Genomic DNA, 15,454 nt, shown 5'->3' with positions numbered 1-15,454 from the left:
AAGGTCTTTCGGATCGTTTTGCGATTTGATGAGGATAATGTATGAACAAAAACAAAGGAGGTCAACAAAAAGGAAAGAAAAAATGCAAAAAAGTTCGACAGATCACGAAAACGACCGCAAAAATCTTTCGTTTTACCGAAAAACAGGCACACATTCTTTCGAATAACTACCGACCGCAGGCCACCACGGGCCCCAACCGGCCATACGATATGCATCGATCCATCTTCTCAAGCATGAAAATGGTCGCACATCTTTCGTTTTACTTTCGTATTTGACTTTCGAAAACTTTCTGTTTAAGATTGATCGCACTGAAAACTTTATACATTTCTTTCGATGACTACTCTTCTGCAGCGAAGCCAACAAGCGTGGCGCGACATCGGCGGCTTGCACACCGCCGAGGAAATCGCCCAGCAGCCGGCCCTCTGGAGCGAACTGGCCACCAGCCTGCGCACCGAGCGCCCACGCGTCGAGGCCTTCCTGGGCGGCTGCCTGTCGAACCCGCTGCAACGGGTCATCCTCACCGGCGCCGGCAGCTCCGCCTATGTCGGTGAAATCGTCGCCGACGAACTGAACGCCCTGTGGCCGGCCCAGGTGCGCGCCCTCGCCACCACCACCCTGCTCACCCACCCGGAGCTCTACCTCGATGCCGGCGCCCCGACCCTGCTGGTTTCCTTCGCCCGCAGCGGCGACAGTCCGGAGAGCCTGGCCGCCGTCAACCTGGTGCGCGAGCTGGTGCCGGGCGCGCGCCTGCTGAACATCACCTGCAACCCCGAAGGCCGCCTGGCGCGCGACAGCGCGGGCGACCCGGACACCTTCAACCTTCTGATGCCGCCCGCCAGCTGCGACCGCGGTTTCGCCATGACCAGCAGCTTCACCTGCATGCTGCTGGCCGCGCTGGCCGTCCTCGGCAAGGAAAACGACGCCTGCCGCATCGCCGGACTGGCCCAGCTGGCGCAAGCCGCCCTGCAGGCCTGGGAGGCGCCGGTCGCCGCCCTCGCCGGCACCGGCGCGCAGCGCGTCGTCTACCTGGGCAGCGGGCCGCTGGAAGGCCTGGCCAAGGAGAGCGCGCTCAAGCTGCTCGAACTCACCGGCGGACGCGTGCCCGCGATGGCGAACACCCCGCTGGGCTTCCGTCACGGTCCCAAGTCGGTGCTGAACAGCGAAGCCCTGGTCATCGTCTTCAACAGCAGCCGCGCGCTGTCGCGCCGCTATGAAGCGGACCTGGTGGACGAACTGCGCCGCGACGGCATCGCGCAGCGCATCCTCACGGTGGGACCGGGCGGCGACCTGGACATCGATACCCCGGAGCTTCCTGATGCCTGGCTGGCGCCCCTGTGGCTGCTGGTCGCCCAGCAGTATGCCCTGCACCTGTCGGCCGGGCTGCAGCTGCGTCCCGATAACCCCTTCGCCAGCGGCACGGTCAACCGTGTCGTCAAGGGCGTCACCATCTACCGCCATGACGAATCCTGACCTGCCCGGCGTGCACGGCATCGACATCGGCGGCAGCAAGATCGAGCTGGTCGCCTTCGATGGCGCCATGCGCGAAGTCTTCCGCGAACGGGTCGCCACGCCCGGCCACGACTTCCAGCGCTTTATCGATGCCGTCGCCGGCCTGGTGCGGCGCGGCGACGCGGCGCTCGGCGCCGCGCTGGGCACTGCGGCTCCGGTCGGCGTCGGCCTGCCGGGCGTGATCGACGCGGCCAGCGGACGCCAGCTGAGCTCCAACGTGCCGGCGCTGAACGGGCGCCTGGTCGTCCCCGCGCTGGAACAGGCGCTCGGGCGCCCGGTCGCCATCGGCAACGACTGCCAGTGCTTCGCGCTGTCCGAAGCCCAGGGCGGCGCGGCCGACGGCCTGCCGACCATGTTCGGCGCCATCCTCGGCACCGGCGCCGGCGGCGGCTATTGCGCGGGAGGCCGCCTGCAGCGCGGCTTCAATGGCGTGGCGGGCGAATGGGGCCACTGGACCGCGCCCGCCCACCTGCTGTCGCACTACGGCTTGCCGGTGGTCGCCTGCCCCTGCGGGCGCGCCGGCTGCATGGAACGTTATGTCTCCGGCCCCGGCATGAGCATGCTGCACCGCCACTTCGGCGGCGAGGGCGCCGAGCCGATGATCATCGCGGCGCGCGCCAATGCGGGCGATGCGGTCGCCGCCAAAACCCTGGCCGCCCACCTCGACCTGCTGGCCCATGCTTTTTCCAGCCTGGTGCTGGCGCTCGATCCGCATGCGATCGTGCTGGGCGGCGGATTGTCCCAGCTGCCCCACCTGTACCACCAGCTGCCCGGCGCCATCCAGCGCCACCTGTTCGCCGGCGCCCAGGTGCCGCCGATCCTGCCGCCGCGCTTCGGCGACGCCGGCGGCGCACGTGGAGCTGCTTTACTGGCCTATCAACTGCTGGTCCTTCAACAATCGAGCGCGAGCGCACCATGAACCAGGCCCTCTCTCCCATCCAGCAGGTCATCAAGGCGCACCGGCGCGGCGAAGCGGTCGGACTGTACAGCGTCTGCTGCAGCCACCCGATCGTCCTCAGCGCGGCCATGCGCGTGGCCCAGCGCCACGATACGCTGCTGCTGGTCGAAGCGACCTCGAACCAGGTCGACCAGTTCGGCGGCTATACCGGCATGAACCCGGCCCAGTTCCGCGCCTACGTCCAGCAACTGGCGCAGGAGCGCGGCTTCCCGCTCGAGCGCCTGGTGCTGGGGGGCGACCACCTGGGCCCGAACGCCTGGCAGGGCCGCAAAGCCGATGAAGCCATGTTCCATGCCGAGACCCTGGTCGCGGCCTATGCCGCCGCCGGCTTCCACAAGATCCACCTGGATTGCAGCATGCGCTGCGCCGACGACCCGGCCACCCTGGACGACGCCATCGTCGCCGAGCGCGCCGTGCGCCTGGCCAGGGTGGCGGAGACCGCCGCGCAACAAGCCGGCCACCCGCCTCCGGTCTATGTGATCGGCACCGAAGTGCCGGTGCCGGGCGGCGAATCGGCCCTGGCCGACGCAGGCGCCCCGACCTCGCCGCAAGCGGCCGGGCGCACCCTGGAGGTGCATTGCCGCGCCTTCCTCGACGCCGGCCTGCATGCGGCCTGGCGCCGCGTGATCGCGATGGTGGTGCAGCCGGGCGTGGACTTCGACCACAGCCATATCCAGCATTACGACGCGGCCCAGGCGGCCAAGCTGTCGGACTTCGTGGCCGGCCAGCCCGGCCTGGTCTTCGAGGCGCATTCGACCGATTACCAGCGCGAGTCCAGCCTGCACGAGATGGTGCGCGACCACTTCGCCATCCTCAAGGTCGGCCCGGCCGCCACCTTCGCCCTGCGCGAAGGCCTGCTGGCCTTGTGCCAGATCGAGGACGAGCTGCTGCCGCCGGAACAATCCTCGCGCCTGATGCAGGTGCTGGACGAGGTCATGCTGGCCAAGCCCGAACACTGGCGCAAGCACTACCCGGGCAGCAGCGACGAGCAGCGCGTGATGCGCCGCTATGGCCTCTCGGACCGCTGCCGCTACTACTGGGGCGAGGCGCCGGTGGCCGCGGCCGTAGAGCAGCTGTGCGCCAACCTGGACGCGGTCGAGATCCCGCTGCCGCTCCTGAGCCAGCACCTGCCCGAACAATACCTCGATGTGCTGCAGGGCCAGCTGGGAACCGGCAGCCGCGAACTGCTGGAACACAAGATCGGCCGCGTGCTGGCCCAGTATGCGCGGGCCTGCAACCGCAATGCCGCGCCCATGGTCAACAACGCGGTATCAATCTGTTAAGCTCGGCGTTTTTACCGTCGACCCGAGCCGCCACCATGCGAAACACCACCCAACGCCGCGAAGCCATCCTCCAACTGCTGACCCGCCAGGGCTCGGTCCAGGTGACCGAGCTGGTGCAGGAGTACGGCGTGTCGGCGGTGACCATCCGCAGCGACCTGAGCGCGCTCGAGGCGCAGGGGCTGGCGACGCGCAGCCACGGCGGCGCCACCCTTACCCGCACCCCGCCGCCGGAGCACACGATCCGCCAGAAGGACGCGATCAACCAGGAGCAGAAGGAACGCATCGGCGCCCTGGCCGCCACCCTGGTGCAGGAAGGCGACAACATCATCATCGACTCGGGCACGACGACCATCTCGCTGGCGCGCCACCTGCGCGACGCCAACAGCGTGACGGTGATGACGAACGGCTTGAACATCGCCTGGGAGCTGGCCGAGTCGCCGGGCGTGGACTTGATTTTGACCGGCGGCCTGCTGCGCAAGCAGTCGCTCTCGATCCAGGGCAGCCAGGCCGAGGCCACCCTGCAAGCCTATAACTTCGACAAGCTGTTCCTGGGCGTGGACGGCTTCGACCTGCAGTTCGGGGTCACCACCCACCACGAAGCCGAGGCCAGCCTGAACCACAAGATGGTCGAGCGCGCGAAGAAGATCATCGTGCTCACCGACGCCTCCAAGTTCGGCCGCGTCAGCCTGCACCGCATCGTGCAGCTGGACCGGGTCGATACCGTCATCACCGATGCCAGCATCAGCCCTGAGTACCGCGAGGGGCTGCAAAAGCTGGGCATCGAACTACTCATCGCGGAATAAATGCTCAGCGGCAGAATCCTTACTCCCGAAGGCTGGATCACAGGCAGCATCGCCTTCGGCGACTGCATCCACCGGATCATCGAAGGACCTGCCGCCAGCGGGCTCACCATCCTCCCCGGCTTCGTCGACCTGCATGTGCATGGCGCGGCCGGCGCCGACAGCATGCAGGGCGGCGACGCCGGCGCCATCATCGCGCGCACCCACGCCAGGTACGGCACCACCTCCCTGCTCGGCACCACCATGACGGCCAAGGAGCTCGACATCCGGCGCGCCCTGCGCGGCCTGGCCGGCGTCATCGCGCAGCGTCCGCAAGGCGGCGCGCGCATGCTGGGCGTGCACCTCGAAGGCCCTTTCCTGAGCCAGAAGCGCCTCGGCGCCCAGCCGCCGGACGTGATTCCCGCCACCCTCGAACTGGTGCAAAGCCTGCACGCCATCGCGCCGATCCGGGTGCTGACCATCGCGCCGGAAGTCGACGGCCACCTGGCCCTGATCCCCGAACTCGCCGCGCTCGGCATCCGGGTACAGGTCGGCCACAGCGCGGGCAGTTTCGAGGACGGCGTGGCGGCGCTGCGCGCCGGCGCGGCCGGCTTTACCCACCTGTACAACGGCATGACCGGCTTGCACCACCGCGAGCCCGGCATCGTCGGCGCCGCCCTGGCCCATGCGGAGTACGCGGAAATCATCCCCGACCTGGAACACGTCAGCCAGGGTGCGCTGCGCGCCGCCCTGCGCGCGATTCCCCGCTTGTACGGCATCACCGACGCGACCTCCGCCACCGGCATGCCGGACGGCGAGTACGCGCTCGGCACCCAGCGCGTGTTCAAGTGCGCGGGCTGCGTGCGCCTGGCCGGCGGCACGCTGGCCGGCAGCGTGCTGACCATGGACCAGGCCCTGCGCAACTTCGTCGACCTGGGCCTGGACCTGGCCGACGCCTCGCACCGTGTCTCGCGTTACCCCGCCGACTACCTGGGCGAGCAACTGCGCGGCCGCCTGGCGCCCGGCGCCTGGGCCGACATCGTGGTGCTCAACGAAGCATTGCGGCCGGTGGCCGTCTTCGTCGAAGGCGAAGCGATCGATTTGAACTGACCACAACAAGCCACTACGGAGACACCATGGACGCTGTTACCTCTACAGGCGAGCGCGGCAAGCGCTACCTGCTGTTCATCGCCGGCATGGGCGGCCTGCTGTACGGGATCGACGTCGGCATCATCGCCGGCGCCCTGCCCTACCTGGAATCGACGGCCACGGTGGCCTGGAAGCTGAGCACCCAGCAGCTGTCCTTCATCGTGGCGGCGGTGCTGCTGGGCTCCGTCCTGTCCTCGCTGTTCGCGGGCGCGCTGGCCGACGCCGTCGGACGCCGCTGGTGCATGGTGCTGGCGGGCGCGCTGTTCACGCTCAGTATCCCGATGATCTCGCTGTCCGACGGCTACACCCCGCTGTTGCTGGGGCGCCTGCTGCAGGGGATCAGCGGTGGCCTGATCGGGGTCGTGGTGCCGCTCTACCTGGCCGAATCGCTGCCCGCCGCCCAGCGCGGACGCGGCGCCGCCCTGTTCCAGCTGATGCTGACCATTGGCCTGGTGGGCGCGGCCGTCATCGGCCTGAGCCAGGCACAGAACGTCGACGCCGTCACCCAGGCCGCCGCATCGCTGCCCCAGGCCGAGCGCGCCGCCGCCGTGTTCGCGGCCCAGGACCACGCCTGGCGCACCATCTTCTGGATCTGCCTGGCGCCGGGCCTGGTGTTCACCCTCGGCAGCTTGGCGCTGAAGGAGTCGCCCCGATGGCTGGCCCTGCGCGGCCATGCCAAGGCCGACCTGCCAGCGGCGCCAGTTGCAGGTGCACGCGATTCGCTAGCCAGCCGCCGTTACGTCCTGCCCTTCCTGCTGGCCTGCCTGGTGCTGGCCCTGACCCAGGCCACCGGCATCAATTCCATCCTGGCCTACGTGGTCACCATCCTCAACCAGGCCGGCCTGCCCGGCGCCACCGCCAACACGGCGGACGTGGCCCTGAAGGTGCTGAACGCCGTCATGACCGTGGTGGCCGTTGCCCTGGTCGACCGCAAAGGGCGCAAGTTCCTCCTGATGCTGGGCAGCGGCTGCATCGTGCTGGCCCTGGTGTCCGCCGGCCTGCTGTTCCGCGGCGCGGAATCGAACCAGCGCGACGTGCGCGCCGCGGTGGAAGCGCAAGTGAAGGACGGCCAGCTCGCGCTGCGCCTGGATGGAGCGCAGCTTGCTGGCCTGGGCGGCGCCGATGCCACCGCGGCGCCGCAGCAGCTGACCGTGGCCTACGCCTACGGCCCCTTCACCAATGTGCAATCGCGCCGCAGCGACGACCCGCTGCTGCCGGCCATGACCCTGCGCCGCGAGGATACGGTGCAGGAGGACAGCGTCATCGGCGCCTCGCTGCGCCGCTGGCACCTGAATCCCTTCGCCGACCCGGCCGCCGCCAGGGATGCGCCGCTGACCATCGAGCGCGCCTGGCTCGGCCCGGTGCCGTCCGAGGCCCACGGCTGGCGGGTGGCGCTGGCGATCTGCCTGTTCGTGGCCGGCTTCGCGGTGGGACCGGGGGTGTGCGTATGGCTGGCGCTGTCCGAACTGATGCCGACCCGGATCCGCTCGAACGGCATGAGCATCGCGCTGTTGATCAACCAGTTCGTGTCGACCGTGATCGCGGCCATGTTCCTGCCGACCGTGGGCTACTACGGGTACTCGACGGTGTTCTTCTTCGGGGCGTGCTTCTCGGTGCTGTACTTCCTGACCGCGGCCTTCCTGCTGCCCGAGACCAAGGGGAAGACGCTGGAGGAGATCGAGCAGCACTTCACGCGAGTGGCGTCGCGGGCCTAGGATTCATTAATGTTAGCAGTGAGGCCTTCGCCGGGGCGACGGTCTTATAGCTAACGGCCAGGAGTCATTCCGCGATAACGCTGGCCCGCTCGGCCACCGGCCCGTCCGGCGTATCGCGCATGATGAAGCCCGCTTTTTCGATCGCCAGCCGCAGGGCGTCGGCATCTTTCCAGCGTTTTTCACTGCGCGCCTGCGCGCGGGCGGCGATCAGGTCCTTGACCGCCTGCGGGACCTCGACGGTGGCCGGACGCCATGCTTCGAGCCCAAGCCCGAGCGCCTCGTCCAGCCAGGCGATGGTGGCCCGCTTCGCCTTGCCGTCCAGTGAAGACTTCATGACGTCCCACGCCAGCGCCAGCGCGCGCGGCGTATTCAGGTCGTCGTTCAGCTCCGCCAGCATCGCCTCGCGGTAAGCGGAATCGGCCTCGCCTCCTTGCGGCAGCGCATGCACCGCCTGGCGCAGCCGGTTCAGCGCGGTCTGCGCCGCCTGCAGCGCCGGCCACGAGAAGGCCAGCGGCGAGCGGTAGTGGGCGGTCAGCACCAGGTAGCGGTAGGCCAGCGGTTCGAAGCCCCGCTCCACCAGGGTCGCCAGGCGCAGGAAGCCGCCGTCGGACTTCGACATCTTGTCGCCGCTCTCCAGCTGCAGGAAGGCGCCGTGCAGCCAGTAGCGCGCCGGCGCGTGGCCGTGGCAGGCTTCGTGCTGGGCGATCTCGTTCGAGTGGTGCACGGGGATGTGGTCCTCGCCGCCGATGTGGATGTCGAACAGCGCGCCCAGGTACTTGGCCGACATGGCCGAGCATTCGATGTGCCAGCCCGGGAAGCCGCGGCCCCAGGGGCTGTCCCATTCCATCTGGCGCTGCTCGCCTGCCGTGCTGAACTTCCACAAGGCGAAGTCGGTCGGCGAACGCTTGTCGCCGAGCTCGACCCGGTGCCCAGCCCGCTGGCCGGCGATGTTCAGGCGCGCCAGGTGGCCGTAGGCCGGCAGGCGCGCCGTGTCGAAGTAGATGCCGTCACCGGTACGGTAGGCGAAACCCTGGCGCTCGATCTCCTCGATGAAGGCGATCTGCTCGGGAATGTGGCCGGTGGCGCGCGCCCACATGGCCGGCGCGCGGATGCCGAGCAGCCCGATGTCCTGCTGGAAGGCGGCGGTGTAATAGGCGGCGATGTCCCAGGCCGAGCGGCCGGTGCGGCGAGCGCCCTTTTCCATCTTGTCTTCGCCGGTGTCGGCGTCCGAGGTCAGGTGGCCGACGTCGGTGATGTTGATGATGTGCCGGACCGCGTAGCCGTTCAGCTCCAGCACGCGGCGCAGGGTGTCGCCGAACAGGTAGGTGCGCAGGTTGCCGATGTGGGCGTAGTCGTAGACCGTAGGACCGCAGGCGTACAGTCCCGCCCGGCCCGCTTGCAGGGGGTGGAAGGGGCGCAGTGCGCGCTCGTAGGTGTCGTACAGCATCAGGTCCATCGCGGCTCCAGAAAAGACAAAGGCCACAGGGAAACGAGTTCGCTGTGGCCGATAGAAGTGCTAACTGTGGTTGCAGAAATGCTTGGCAGCAGGCTCCTATGGCCGGCGGCGACATGCTCCGAAGTGGAAAATGTTGATCTGCATATTTCCAGTCTAGCACGACTGTGTCTGCCAGCCAATACGCAATGACACGGTATTGCCCCGGTATGCCCTTGGTGTAGAATCGTTGCGCCGGTTATTGACTCGACAACCACCGAATGGACAACCAATAAAGGGTTTGAATATGCGTCTCTTCCCCACCAACGGCAAATTCGCCTTTGCCATCGCCGCCACTGTCCTCTCCGCCAGCGCCCTGGCCCAGAACTGGCCTACCGGTAACGTCACCGTCGTGGTGCCGTGGCCGCCGGGCGGTCCGTCGGACATCGCGGCGCGTCCGCTGGCCAAGGGCTTGACCCAGAACCTGGGCCAGACCTTCGTCATCGATAACCGTGCCGGCGGCGGCGGCAACATCGGCACGGCCGCGGTTACCCGCGCCAATCCGGATGGCCACACCCTCCTGATCACCTCGAGCGCACCGATCGTCATCAATCCGAGCCTGTACAAGAAGATGGCCTTCGACCCGATCAAGGAACTGGTCCCGGTCACCAACCTGCTGCGCGCACCGCTGGTGCTGGTGGCCCACCCTTCCGTGCCGGCCAAGAACCTGAAGGAACTGGTGGCCCATATCCAGGCGCAGAAGGGCAAGTTCCAGTACGCCTCGTCGGGCAACGGCACCCCGCAGCACCTGACCGGCGAACTGTTCGCCAGCGTCGCCAAGCTGGACATGATCCACGTGCCGTACAAGGGTTCGGCGCCGGCGATCTCGGACCTGCTGGGCGGCCACGTGCCGATGATGTTCGACAGCACCATCGCGATCATGCCGCACATCAAGGGCGGCAAGGTGAAGCCGATCGCCCAGTCCGGCACCAAGCGTTCGCCGCTGCTGCCGGACGTGCCGACCTTCGCTGAAGCCGGCCTGCCGGCGATCGAGTCCTACGCCTGGTACGGCCTGTTCGCACCGGCCAAGACCCCGGCGCCGGTCGTCGCCAAGATCAATGCCGAAGCGCAGAAGGTCATGAAGAGCGCCGACTTCCAGAAGGTGCTGGCCGATACCGGCACCGAATACGTGGGCGACACCCCGGCGAACTTCTCCAAGTTCGTGCAGGCGGAATCGGTCAAGTGGTCGAAGGTCGTGAAGGATAGCGGCGCGACGGTCGACTGATCTTCAGTCTGATTCAAACGAGAACGGGATGGCCTCAGGGCCATCCCGTTTTTTGTTTGCGTGTGCACATTGTCGGGCAATCCGCCGGGGATTCAGCGGCTGCGCAGCCAGCGCAACTTGGCAAAGAGGGAAGAAAGAGAGCGGGTGCGGATCAGTTGGCCCAGCGAACCGCCGTAGTTGCAACGCGCGTTGATCGTCATTGTTGTAGTCTCCGAAACATTACTTGGCAGAATAGCCATACTGCTTGCCCTGTTCTGTGCGCTAACTCGCTTAGTGAACCAACTCAGCAGTCACTAACGCGCGCGCCCTGCCTCCATTGAGCCATATGATTGTTACAGCAATGCTGCACGCTACCCTGCTTGGATAGCGACGGCATTGCCGCAGAGGTCATTGGACCAGGGAGGACGAAATGAGCTACGCAGATCGTGACAAATACGGGATGTACAAGGACACGCGCCATGCGGGTCCCGGGCCGGCGCTGATGGGCGCCGACACCTTGATTGGCGACAGCGTCGTCAATGCCAGCGAGGAAAACCTTGGCGACATCAAGGAAATCATGCTCGACATGCAGACCGGCCAGGTGGCCTACGCCGTGCTGGCCTTCGGCGGCTTCCTGGGTATGGGCGAGAAACTGTTCGCCGTGCCCTGGCAGGCACTGCACCTGGACACCGCCAACCACCGCTTCGTGCTGAACGTGGAGAAGGAGAAGCTCAAGCATGCGCCGGGCTTCGACAGGGATGCCTGGCCCGACATGAGCGACATGAGCTGGGCCAGCGGCATCCACAGCTTCTACGGGACCGACGTCAACCAGCCGGGTGCGCCCAGCATGGGGCCGGGCGTGGCCGTGGGCGGGCTGGTCGGCGGCGCCAGCACGGGCACGGGGTCGTCGCGCATGGGCAGCGGGATGGGGTCGAGCATGGGGTCCGGGTCTGCCGGCGGTGGCGACCTGGGCAGCGGCACGGCGGGGACCGGTGCGGGGGGATCGGCGTCGTATGGCCCGGGGGGTAGCGCGGATCCGCGGCCGGGGCACGATGGGGATGACAAGGATTTGAGCAGGATTCGGGGGAGTAATATTGGCTGAGTGTGGCTGTGGTGGTATGCGTAAAACTTGGGTCCCCGCCTGCGCGGGGATGACGTTGATTGAGGTGCGTGAGTTTCTTTAGGCGACTCGTTAGCCCGCACCTTTAACCCGTCATCCCCGCGCAGGCGGGGACCCAAGTTCAACCAGCCCAGGAACAGCCGCCCCAGCCTTACCGAATCATCGACTCCCACACCTTCTGCAACCTCTTCGCCGACACCGGCATCGGCGTGCGCAGCTCCTGCGCGAACAGCGACACCCGCAGCTCCTCCAGCATCCACCTGAACTCCACCATGCGCGGATCGTTGTTCTTGCCCGCCTGGTTCTTGAGCGTGCGCTGGAACTGGCTGGCCGCGTTCTGCCACTCCGCCATCAGCTGCGCGTCGCGCGAGGCGTTGGTGCGCAGCTTCTCCATGCGGACGTTGATCGCCTTCAGGTAGCGCGGGAAGTGCGCCAGCTGTGCATACTCGTTGTCGGCGATGAAGCGCTTGTGCACCAGTCCCTGCAACTGCCCCTGGATGTCGGCCGCCACAGCCTGCGGCAGGCTTTGCAGGCGCTTCGGCATGCCGTGAAATTCGGCCAGCACCTGGCCGGCCAGGCGCGCGACCTCGTTGATCAGGAGGCCGAGACGCCCCTTGCCCTCGTCCTTGCGCTTGTTGAACGAAGCCGCGTCAGTCGGCAGCGGATCCTGCAGGCAGGCGATGTCGATCGCCTTGGCCACGATCTGGTCGCGCAGGTCTTCCTGGGTGCCCACGCTCATGAACTGCATGCCCATCTGCTGCAGGCCGGGGATGTTCTTCTCGGCGAACTTGAGCTGCTCCTTGAACTGCAGCGCGAACAGGCGGCGCAGGCCGACGCGGTGGGTGCGCGCCGCCACGTTCGGGTCGTCGAAGACCTCCAGGTCGCAGTGCGTGCCCTTGTCCACCAGCGCCGGGAAACCAATCAGTGTCAGCTTGCCCTGCTTGATCTCCAGCAGTTCGGGCAGTTCACCGAAGCTCCAGCTGGTGATGCCGGTGTGCTGGCTGGCCGGGGTTGCTCCCGCTGCCGCCGGCGCAGGCGCGGCGGCGGGCTGGGCGCCCTTCCCCTTGCCCGCCGGCGGCGGCGCCGCTGCGGGCTGCTGCGCGCGTACGGGCGCAGCCGGAGCGGCCGGCTTGGCCTCGGCCAGCTTCTGGAAGCTCTGGCGCGCCTGTCCGCCCAGCTCGGCCTGCAGGGTCGCCAGGTTGCGCCCCACGTCCAGCTGGCGGCCATGCTCGTCGATCACCTTGAAATTCATGAACAGGTGGGCCGGCAGGGTCTCGAGCTTGAAGTCCGTGGTCAGCACCCGCACCCCGGTCTGGGCGTGGATGTCCGCGATCAGGACGTCGATCAGGTCGCCCCGGCCGAAGCTGCCCGCCACGTCGATGCGGTCGACGAACTTGGCCGCATATTCCGGCAGCGGCACGCAATGGCGGCGCAGCTTCTGCGGCAGGGATTTCAGCAGCAGGTGCACTTTTTCCTTGAGCATGCCCGGCACCAGCCAGGCAGCACGCTCCTGCGGAATCTGGTTCAGCGCGAACAGCGGCACCGCCAGTGTCACGCCGTCGCGCACGCTGCCCGGCTCGAAGTGGTAGCTCAGTCCCATCTCGATGCCGGTGACGGTCATCATCTTGGGGAACAGCTCGGTGGTGACGCCGGCCGCCTCGTGGCGCATCAGCTCTTCGCGGTTCAGGAACAAGAGCTTGGGATTGTCGCGGGCCGCGTCCTTGTACCACTTCTCGAAGCCCGCGCCGTTCACGACCGTGGCCGGGATTTCCTTGTCGTAGAAAGCGTGGATCAGCTGGTCGTCCACCAGCACGTCCTGGCGGCGCGACTTGTGCTCGAGGTTCTCGATCTCCTTCACCAGCTTGTGGTTGTGGGCGTAGAACGCCAGGCGGGTTTCGTAGTCGCCCGCGACCAGGGCGTCGCGGATGAAGATCTCGCGCGCCTCCAATGGGTTGTGCTGGCTGTAGTTGATGCGGCGGTTGCTGTAGACGACGATGCCGTACAGGGTCGCGCGTTCCAGCGCCGTGACTTGCGCCTGGCGTTTTTCCCAGCGCGGCTCGCCCCAGGATTTCTTGAGCAGGTGGCCGCCGATCTTCTCGATCCACTCGGGCTGGATCTGGGCGATGGTGCGCGCGTACAGGCGTGTGGTCTCGACCAGCTCCGCCGCCATGATCCAGCGTCCGGCCTTCTTGCCCAGGGTGGAACCCGGCCAGATGTGGAACTTGATGCCGCGCGCGCCCAGGTACACGCCGCCCTGCTCGTCCTCGGCCTTGAAGCCGATGTTGCCCAGCAGGCCGGTCAGCAGCGCCAGGTGCAGCTGCTCGTAGGTCGCCGGGGATTCGTTCAGGCGCCAGCCCTGCTCGCGCACGATGGTGAGCAGCTGCGAATGCACGTCGCGCCACTCGCGCAGGCGCAACTGCGACAGGAAATTGGCGCGGCAGTTGTCTTGCAGCTGGCGGTTGGTTTTCTTGTGCTCGATCGCTTCCTCGAACCACTTCCAGATCTTGAGGTAGCTGAGGAACTCGGACTTCTCGTCGGCGAATTTCTTGTGCTTCTCGTCGGCCTGCTGCTGGTATTCGATCGGGCGGTCGCGCGGATCCTGCGTCGACAGCGCCGAGGCGACGATCAGCATCTCGCTCAGGCACTGGTTGTCCAGCGCGGCCAGGATCATGCGGCCCACGCGCGGGTCGAGCGGCAGCTTGGCCAGCTTGCGGCCCAACGGGGTCAGCTCGTTGGTGTCGTCGACCGCGCCGATCTCTTGCAGCAGCTGGTAGCCGTCGGCGATGGCGCGCCCTTGCGGCGCCTCAATGAAGGGGAAAGTCTCGACGTCGGCCAGGCGCAGGGATTTCATGCGCAGGATGACCGAGGCCAGCGAGGATCGCAAAATCTCCGGATCGCTGAACTTGGGACGCTTGTTGTAATCGTCCTCTTCATAGAGGCGGATGCAGACGCCGTCGGCCACGCGGCCGCAACGGCCGGCGCGCTGGTTGGCCGCCGACTGGGCGACCGGCTCGATCTGCAGCTGTTCCACCTTGTTGCGGAAGCTGTAGCGCTTCACGCGCGCCAGGCCGGTATCGACCACGTAGCGGATGCCCGGCACCGTCAGCGAGGTCTCGGCCACGTTGGTGGCCAGCACGATGCGGCGCGCGTTGGTGGTGCGGAACACGCGGTCCTGCTCCTCGACCGACAGGCGCGCGAACAGCGGCAGGATCTCGACGTGCGGCGGATGGTGCTTGCGCAGCGCCTCGGCGCAGTCGCGGATTTCGCGCTCGCCCGGCAGGAAGACCAGCACGTCGCCCGAACCGATGCGGCACAGTTCATCGACGCCATCTACGACGGCGTCCATCAGGTCGCGCTTGTCTCTTGCCAACCCGCGGGCAGCCTGCGCCTTCGGCGGCGGCTCGCCCGGCTTGGTGCTCGATCCGACCGGGTCGCGGTCCACCGGGCGGTAGCGCACTTCGACCTTGTACAGGCGGCCCGAGACCTCGATGACCGGCGCAGGCTTCTCGGGCGTGCCGAAGTGGCGCGCGAAGCGGTCGGCGTCGATGGTCGCCGAGGTGATGATGATCTTGAGGTCCGGACGGCGCGGCAGCAGCTGCTTCAGGTAGCCGAGCAGGAAGTCGATGTTCAGGCTGCGCTCGTGCGCTTCGTCGATGATGATCGTGTCGTAGGCCTTGAGCAGCGGGTCGGTCTGCGTTTCCGCCAGCAGGATACCGTCGGTCATCAGCTTGACCGAGGCGCCCTTGTGCAGGGTGTCGTTGAAGCGGACCTTGTAGCCCACGTGCTCGCCCAACGGTGAACCGAGTTCCTGGGCGATGCGCTTGGCGGTCGACGACGCCGCGATCCGGCGCGGCTGGGTGTGGCCGATCAGGCCCTTCTCGCCGCGGCCCAGGGCCAGGCAGATCTTGGGCAGCTGGGTGGTTTTACCCGAGCCGGTTTCGCCCGAGACGATCACCACCTGGTTCTCGCTGATGGCCTTCGCGATCTCGGCGCGCCGGCCTGAGACCGGCAGATCTTCGGGGAAGGTAATCGGTGGCAGAGGATTGCGCGGAACTTCCTCGCGCGGCGGGCGTGGCGGACGCTCCGCGCGCGGCGCGGCGGCGCCGGGCTGCTCTCGCTTGCCGTCGCGTGCCGGCGGCGCGCGGCGCTCGCCCTCCGCACGGCGCGGACGCTGTTCGGATGCTTGGTTCGGGGATGCGGCGCGCGCCGGCTGCGGCGGAGGCTTGTTACTCTGTTCAGACATTG

General features: G+C 67.2%; 11 protein-coding genes. 9 read left to right on the top strand and 2 right to left on the bottom strand.

Features of this window, described 5'->3' with window-relative positions; all coding sequences use genetic code 11:
• Window positions 1–41: 41 nt before the first annotated feature.
• Genes V7778_RS08275 through V7778_RS08245 form a run of 7 tightly spaced genes read left to right on the top strand, consistent with a single transcriptional unit; the run spans window position 42 to window position 7,393 of the window.
• On the top strand, window positions 42–275 hold the full coding sequence (locus tag V7778_RS08275) for a hypothetical protein (protein ID WP_335553699.1): 234 nt from the start codon (window positions 42–44) through the stop codon (window positions 273–275).
• A 58-nt stretch (window positions 276–333) separates the two neighbouring features.
• Window positions 334–1,470, top strand: a complete 1,137-nt coding sequence (locus V7778_RS08270; RefSeq protein WP_335553697.1) for an SIS domain-containing protein — start codon at window positions 334–336, stop codon at window positions 1,468–1,470.
• The gene (locus V7778_RS08265) at window positions 1,457–2,428 is read left to right on the top strand and encodes an ROK family protein (RefSeq protein WP_335553695.1); all 972 of its coding nucleotides are present in this window, start codon (window positions 1,457–1,459) and stop codon (window positions 2,426–2,428) included. Before V7778_RS08270 ends, V7778_RS08265 begins: the two co-directional genes overlap by 14 nt.
• Complete coding sequence (locus V7778_RS08260; RefSeq protein ID WP_335553692.1) at window positions 2,425–3,750, top strand: D-tagatose-bisphosphate aldolase, class II, non-catalytic subunit; 1,326 nt, start codon at window positions 2,425–2,427, stop codon at window positions 3,748–3,750. The genes V7778_RS08265 and V7778_RS08260 overlap by 4 nt, the downstream gene beginning before the upstream one ends.
• Window positions 3,751–3,785: 35 nt before the next feature.
• Entirely contained in the window at window positions 3,786–4,553 is a 768-nt protein-coding gene (locus tag V7778_RS08255) for a DeoR family transcriptional regulator (protein ID WP_335553689.1), read from the top strand.
• Window positions 4,554–5,639: an N-acetylglucosamine-6-phosphate deacetylase gene (locus tag V7778_RS08250; protein ID WP_335553686.1), complete on the top strand. Its 1,086-nt coding sequence runs from the start codon at window positions 4,554–4,556 to the stop codon at window positions 5,637–5,639.
• A 26-nt stretch (window positions 5,640–5,665) separates the two neighbouring features.
• Window positions 5,666–7,393 carry an MFS transporter gene (locus tag V7778_RS08245; RefSeq protein ID WP_335553684.1) on the top strand — a complete coding sequence of 576 codons (1,728 nt, stop codon included), beginning with the start codon at window positions 5,666–5,668 and terminating at the stop codon, window positions 7,391–7,393.
• A 64-nt stretch (window positions 7,394–7,457) separates the two neighbouring features.
• Here V7778_RS08245 and cysS read toward each other — a convergent pair whose 3' ends face one another.
• A complete protein-coding gene (gene cysS, locus V7778_RS08240) occupies window positions 7,458–8,849 on the bottom strand; it encodes a cysteine--tRNA ligase (protein ID WP_335553681.1) in 1,392 nt (463 codons plus the stop codon).
• A 283-nt stretch (window positions 8,850–9,132) separates the two neighbouring features.
• Here cysS and V7778_RS08235 point away from each other — a divergent pair, with 283 nt between their 5' ends.
• Together V7778_RS08235 and V7778_RS08230 are read left to right on the top strand one after the other, a co-directional pair.
• Window positions 9,133–10,110 carry a Bug family tripartite tricarboxylate transporter substrate binding protein gene (locus V7778_RS08235; RefSeq protein ID WP_335553678.1) on the top strand — a complete coding sequence of 326 codons (978 nt, stop codon included), beginning with the start codon at window positions 9,133–9,135 and terminating at the stop codon, window positions 10,108–10,110.
• A 409-nt stretch (window positions 10,111–10,519) separates the two neighbouring features.
• Window positions 10,520–11,191: a PRC-barrel domain-containing protein gene (locus V7778_RS08230; protein WP_335553675.1), complete on the top strand. Its 672-nt coding sequence runs from the start codon at window positions 10,520–10,522 to the stop codon at window positions 11,189–11,191.
• Window positions 11,192–11,360: 169 nt separating this feature from the next.
• Here V7778_RS08230 and hrpA read toward each other — a convergent pair whose 3' ends face one another.
• Window positions 11,361–15,452, bottom strand: a complete 4,092-nt coding sequence (gene hrpA, locus V7778_RS08225) for an ATP-dependent RNA helicase HrpA (RefSeq protein ID WP_335553669.1) — start codon at window positions 15,450–15,452, stop codon at window positions 11,361–11,363.
• Window positions 15,453–15,454 lie beyond the last annotated feature (2 nt).

The sequence above is a fragment of the Massilia sp. DD77 genome, assembly GCF_036961685.1.
In the GTDB taxonomy this organism is placed as follows: Bacteria; Pseudomonadota; Gammaproteobacteria; order Burkholderiales; family Burkholderiaceae_D; genus Telluria.
This window is presented reverse-complemented; position numbering and strand designations above follow the sequence as displayed.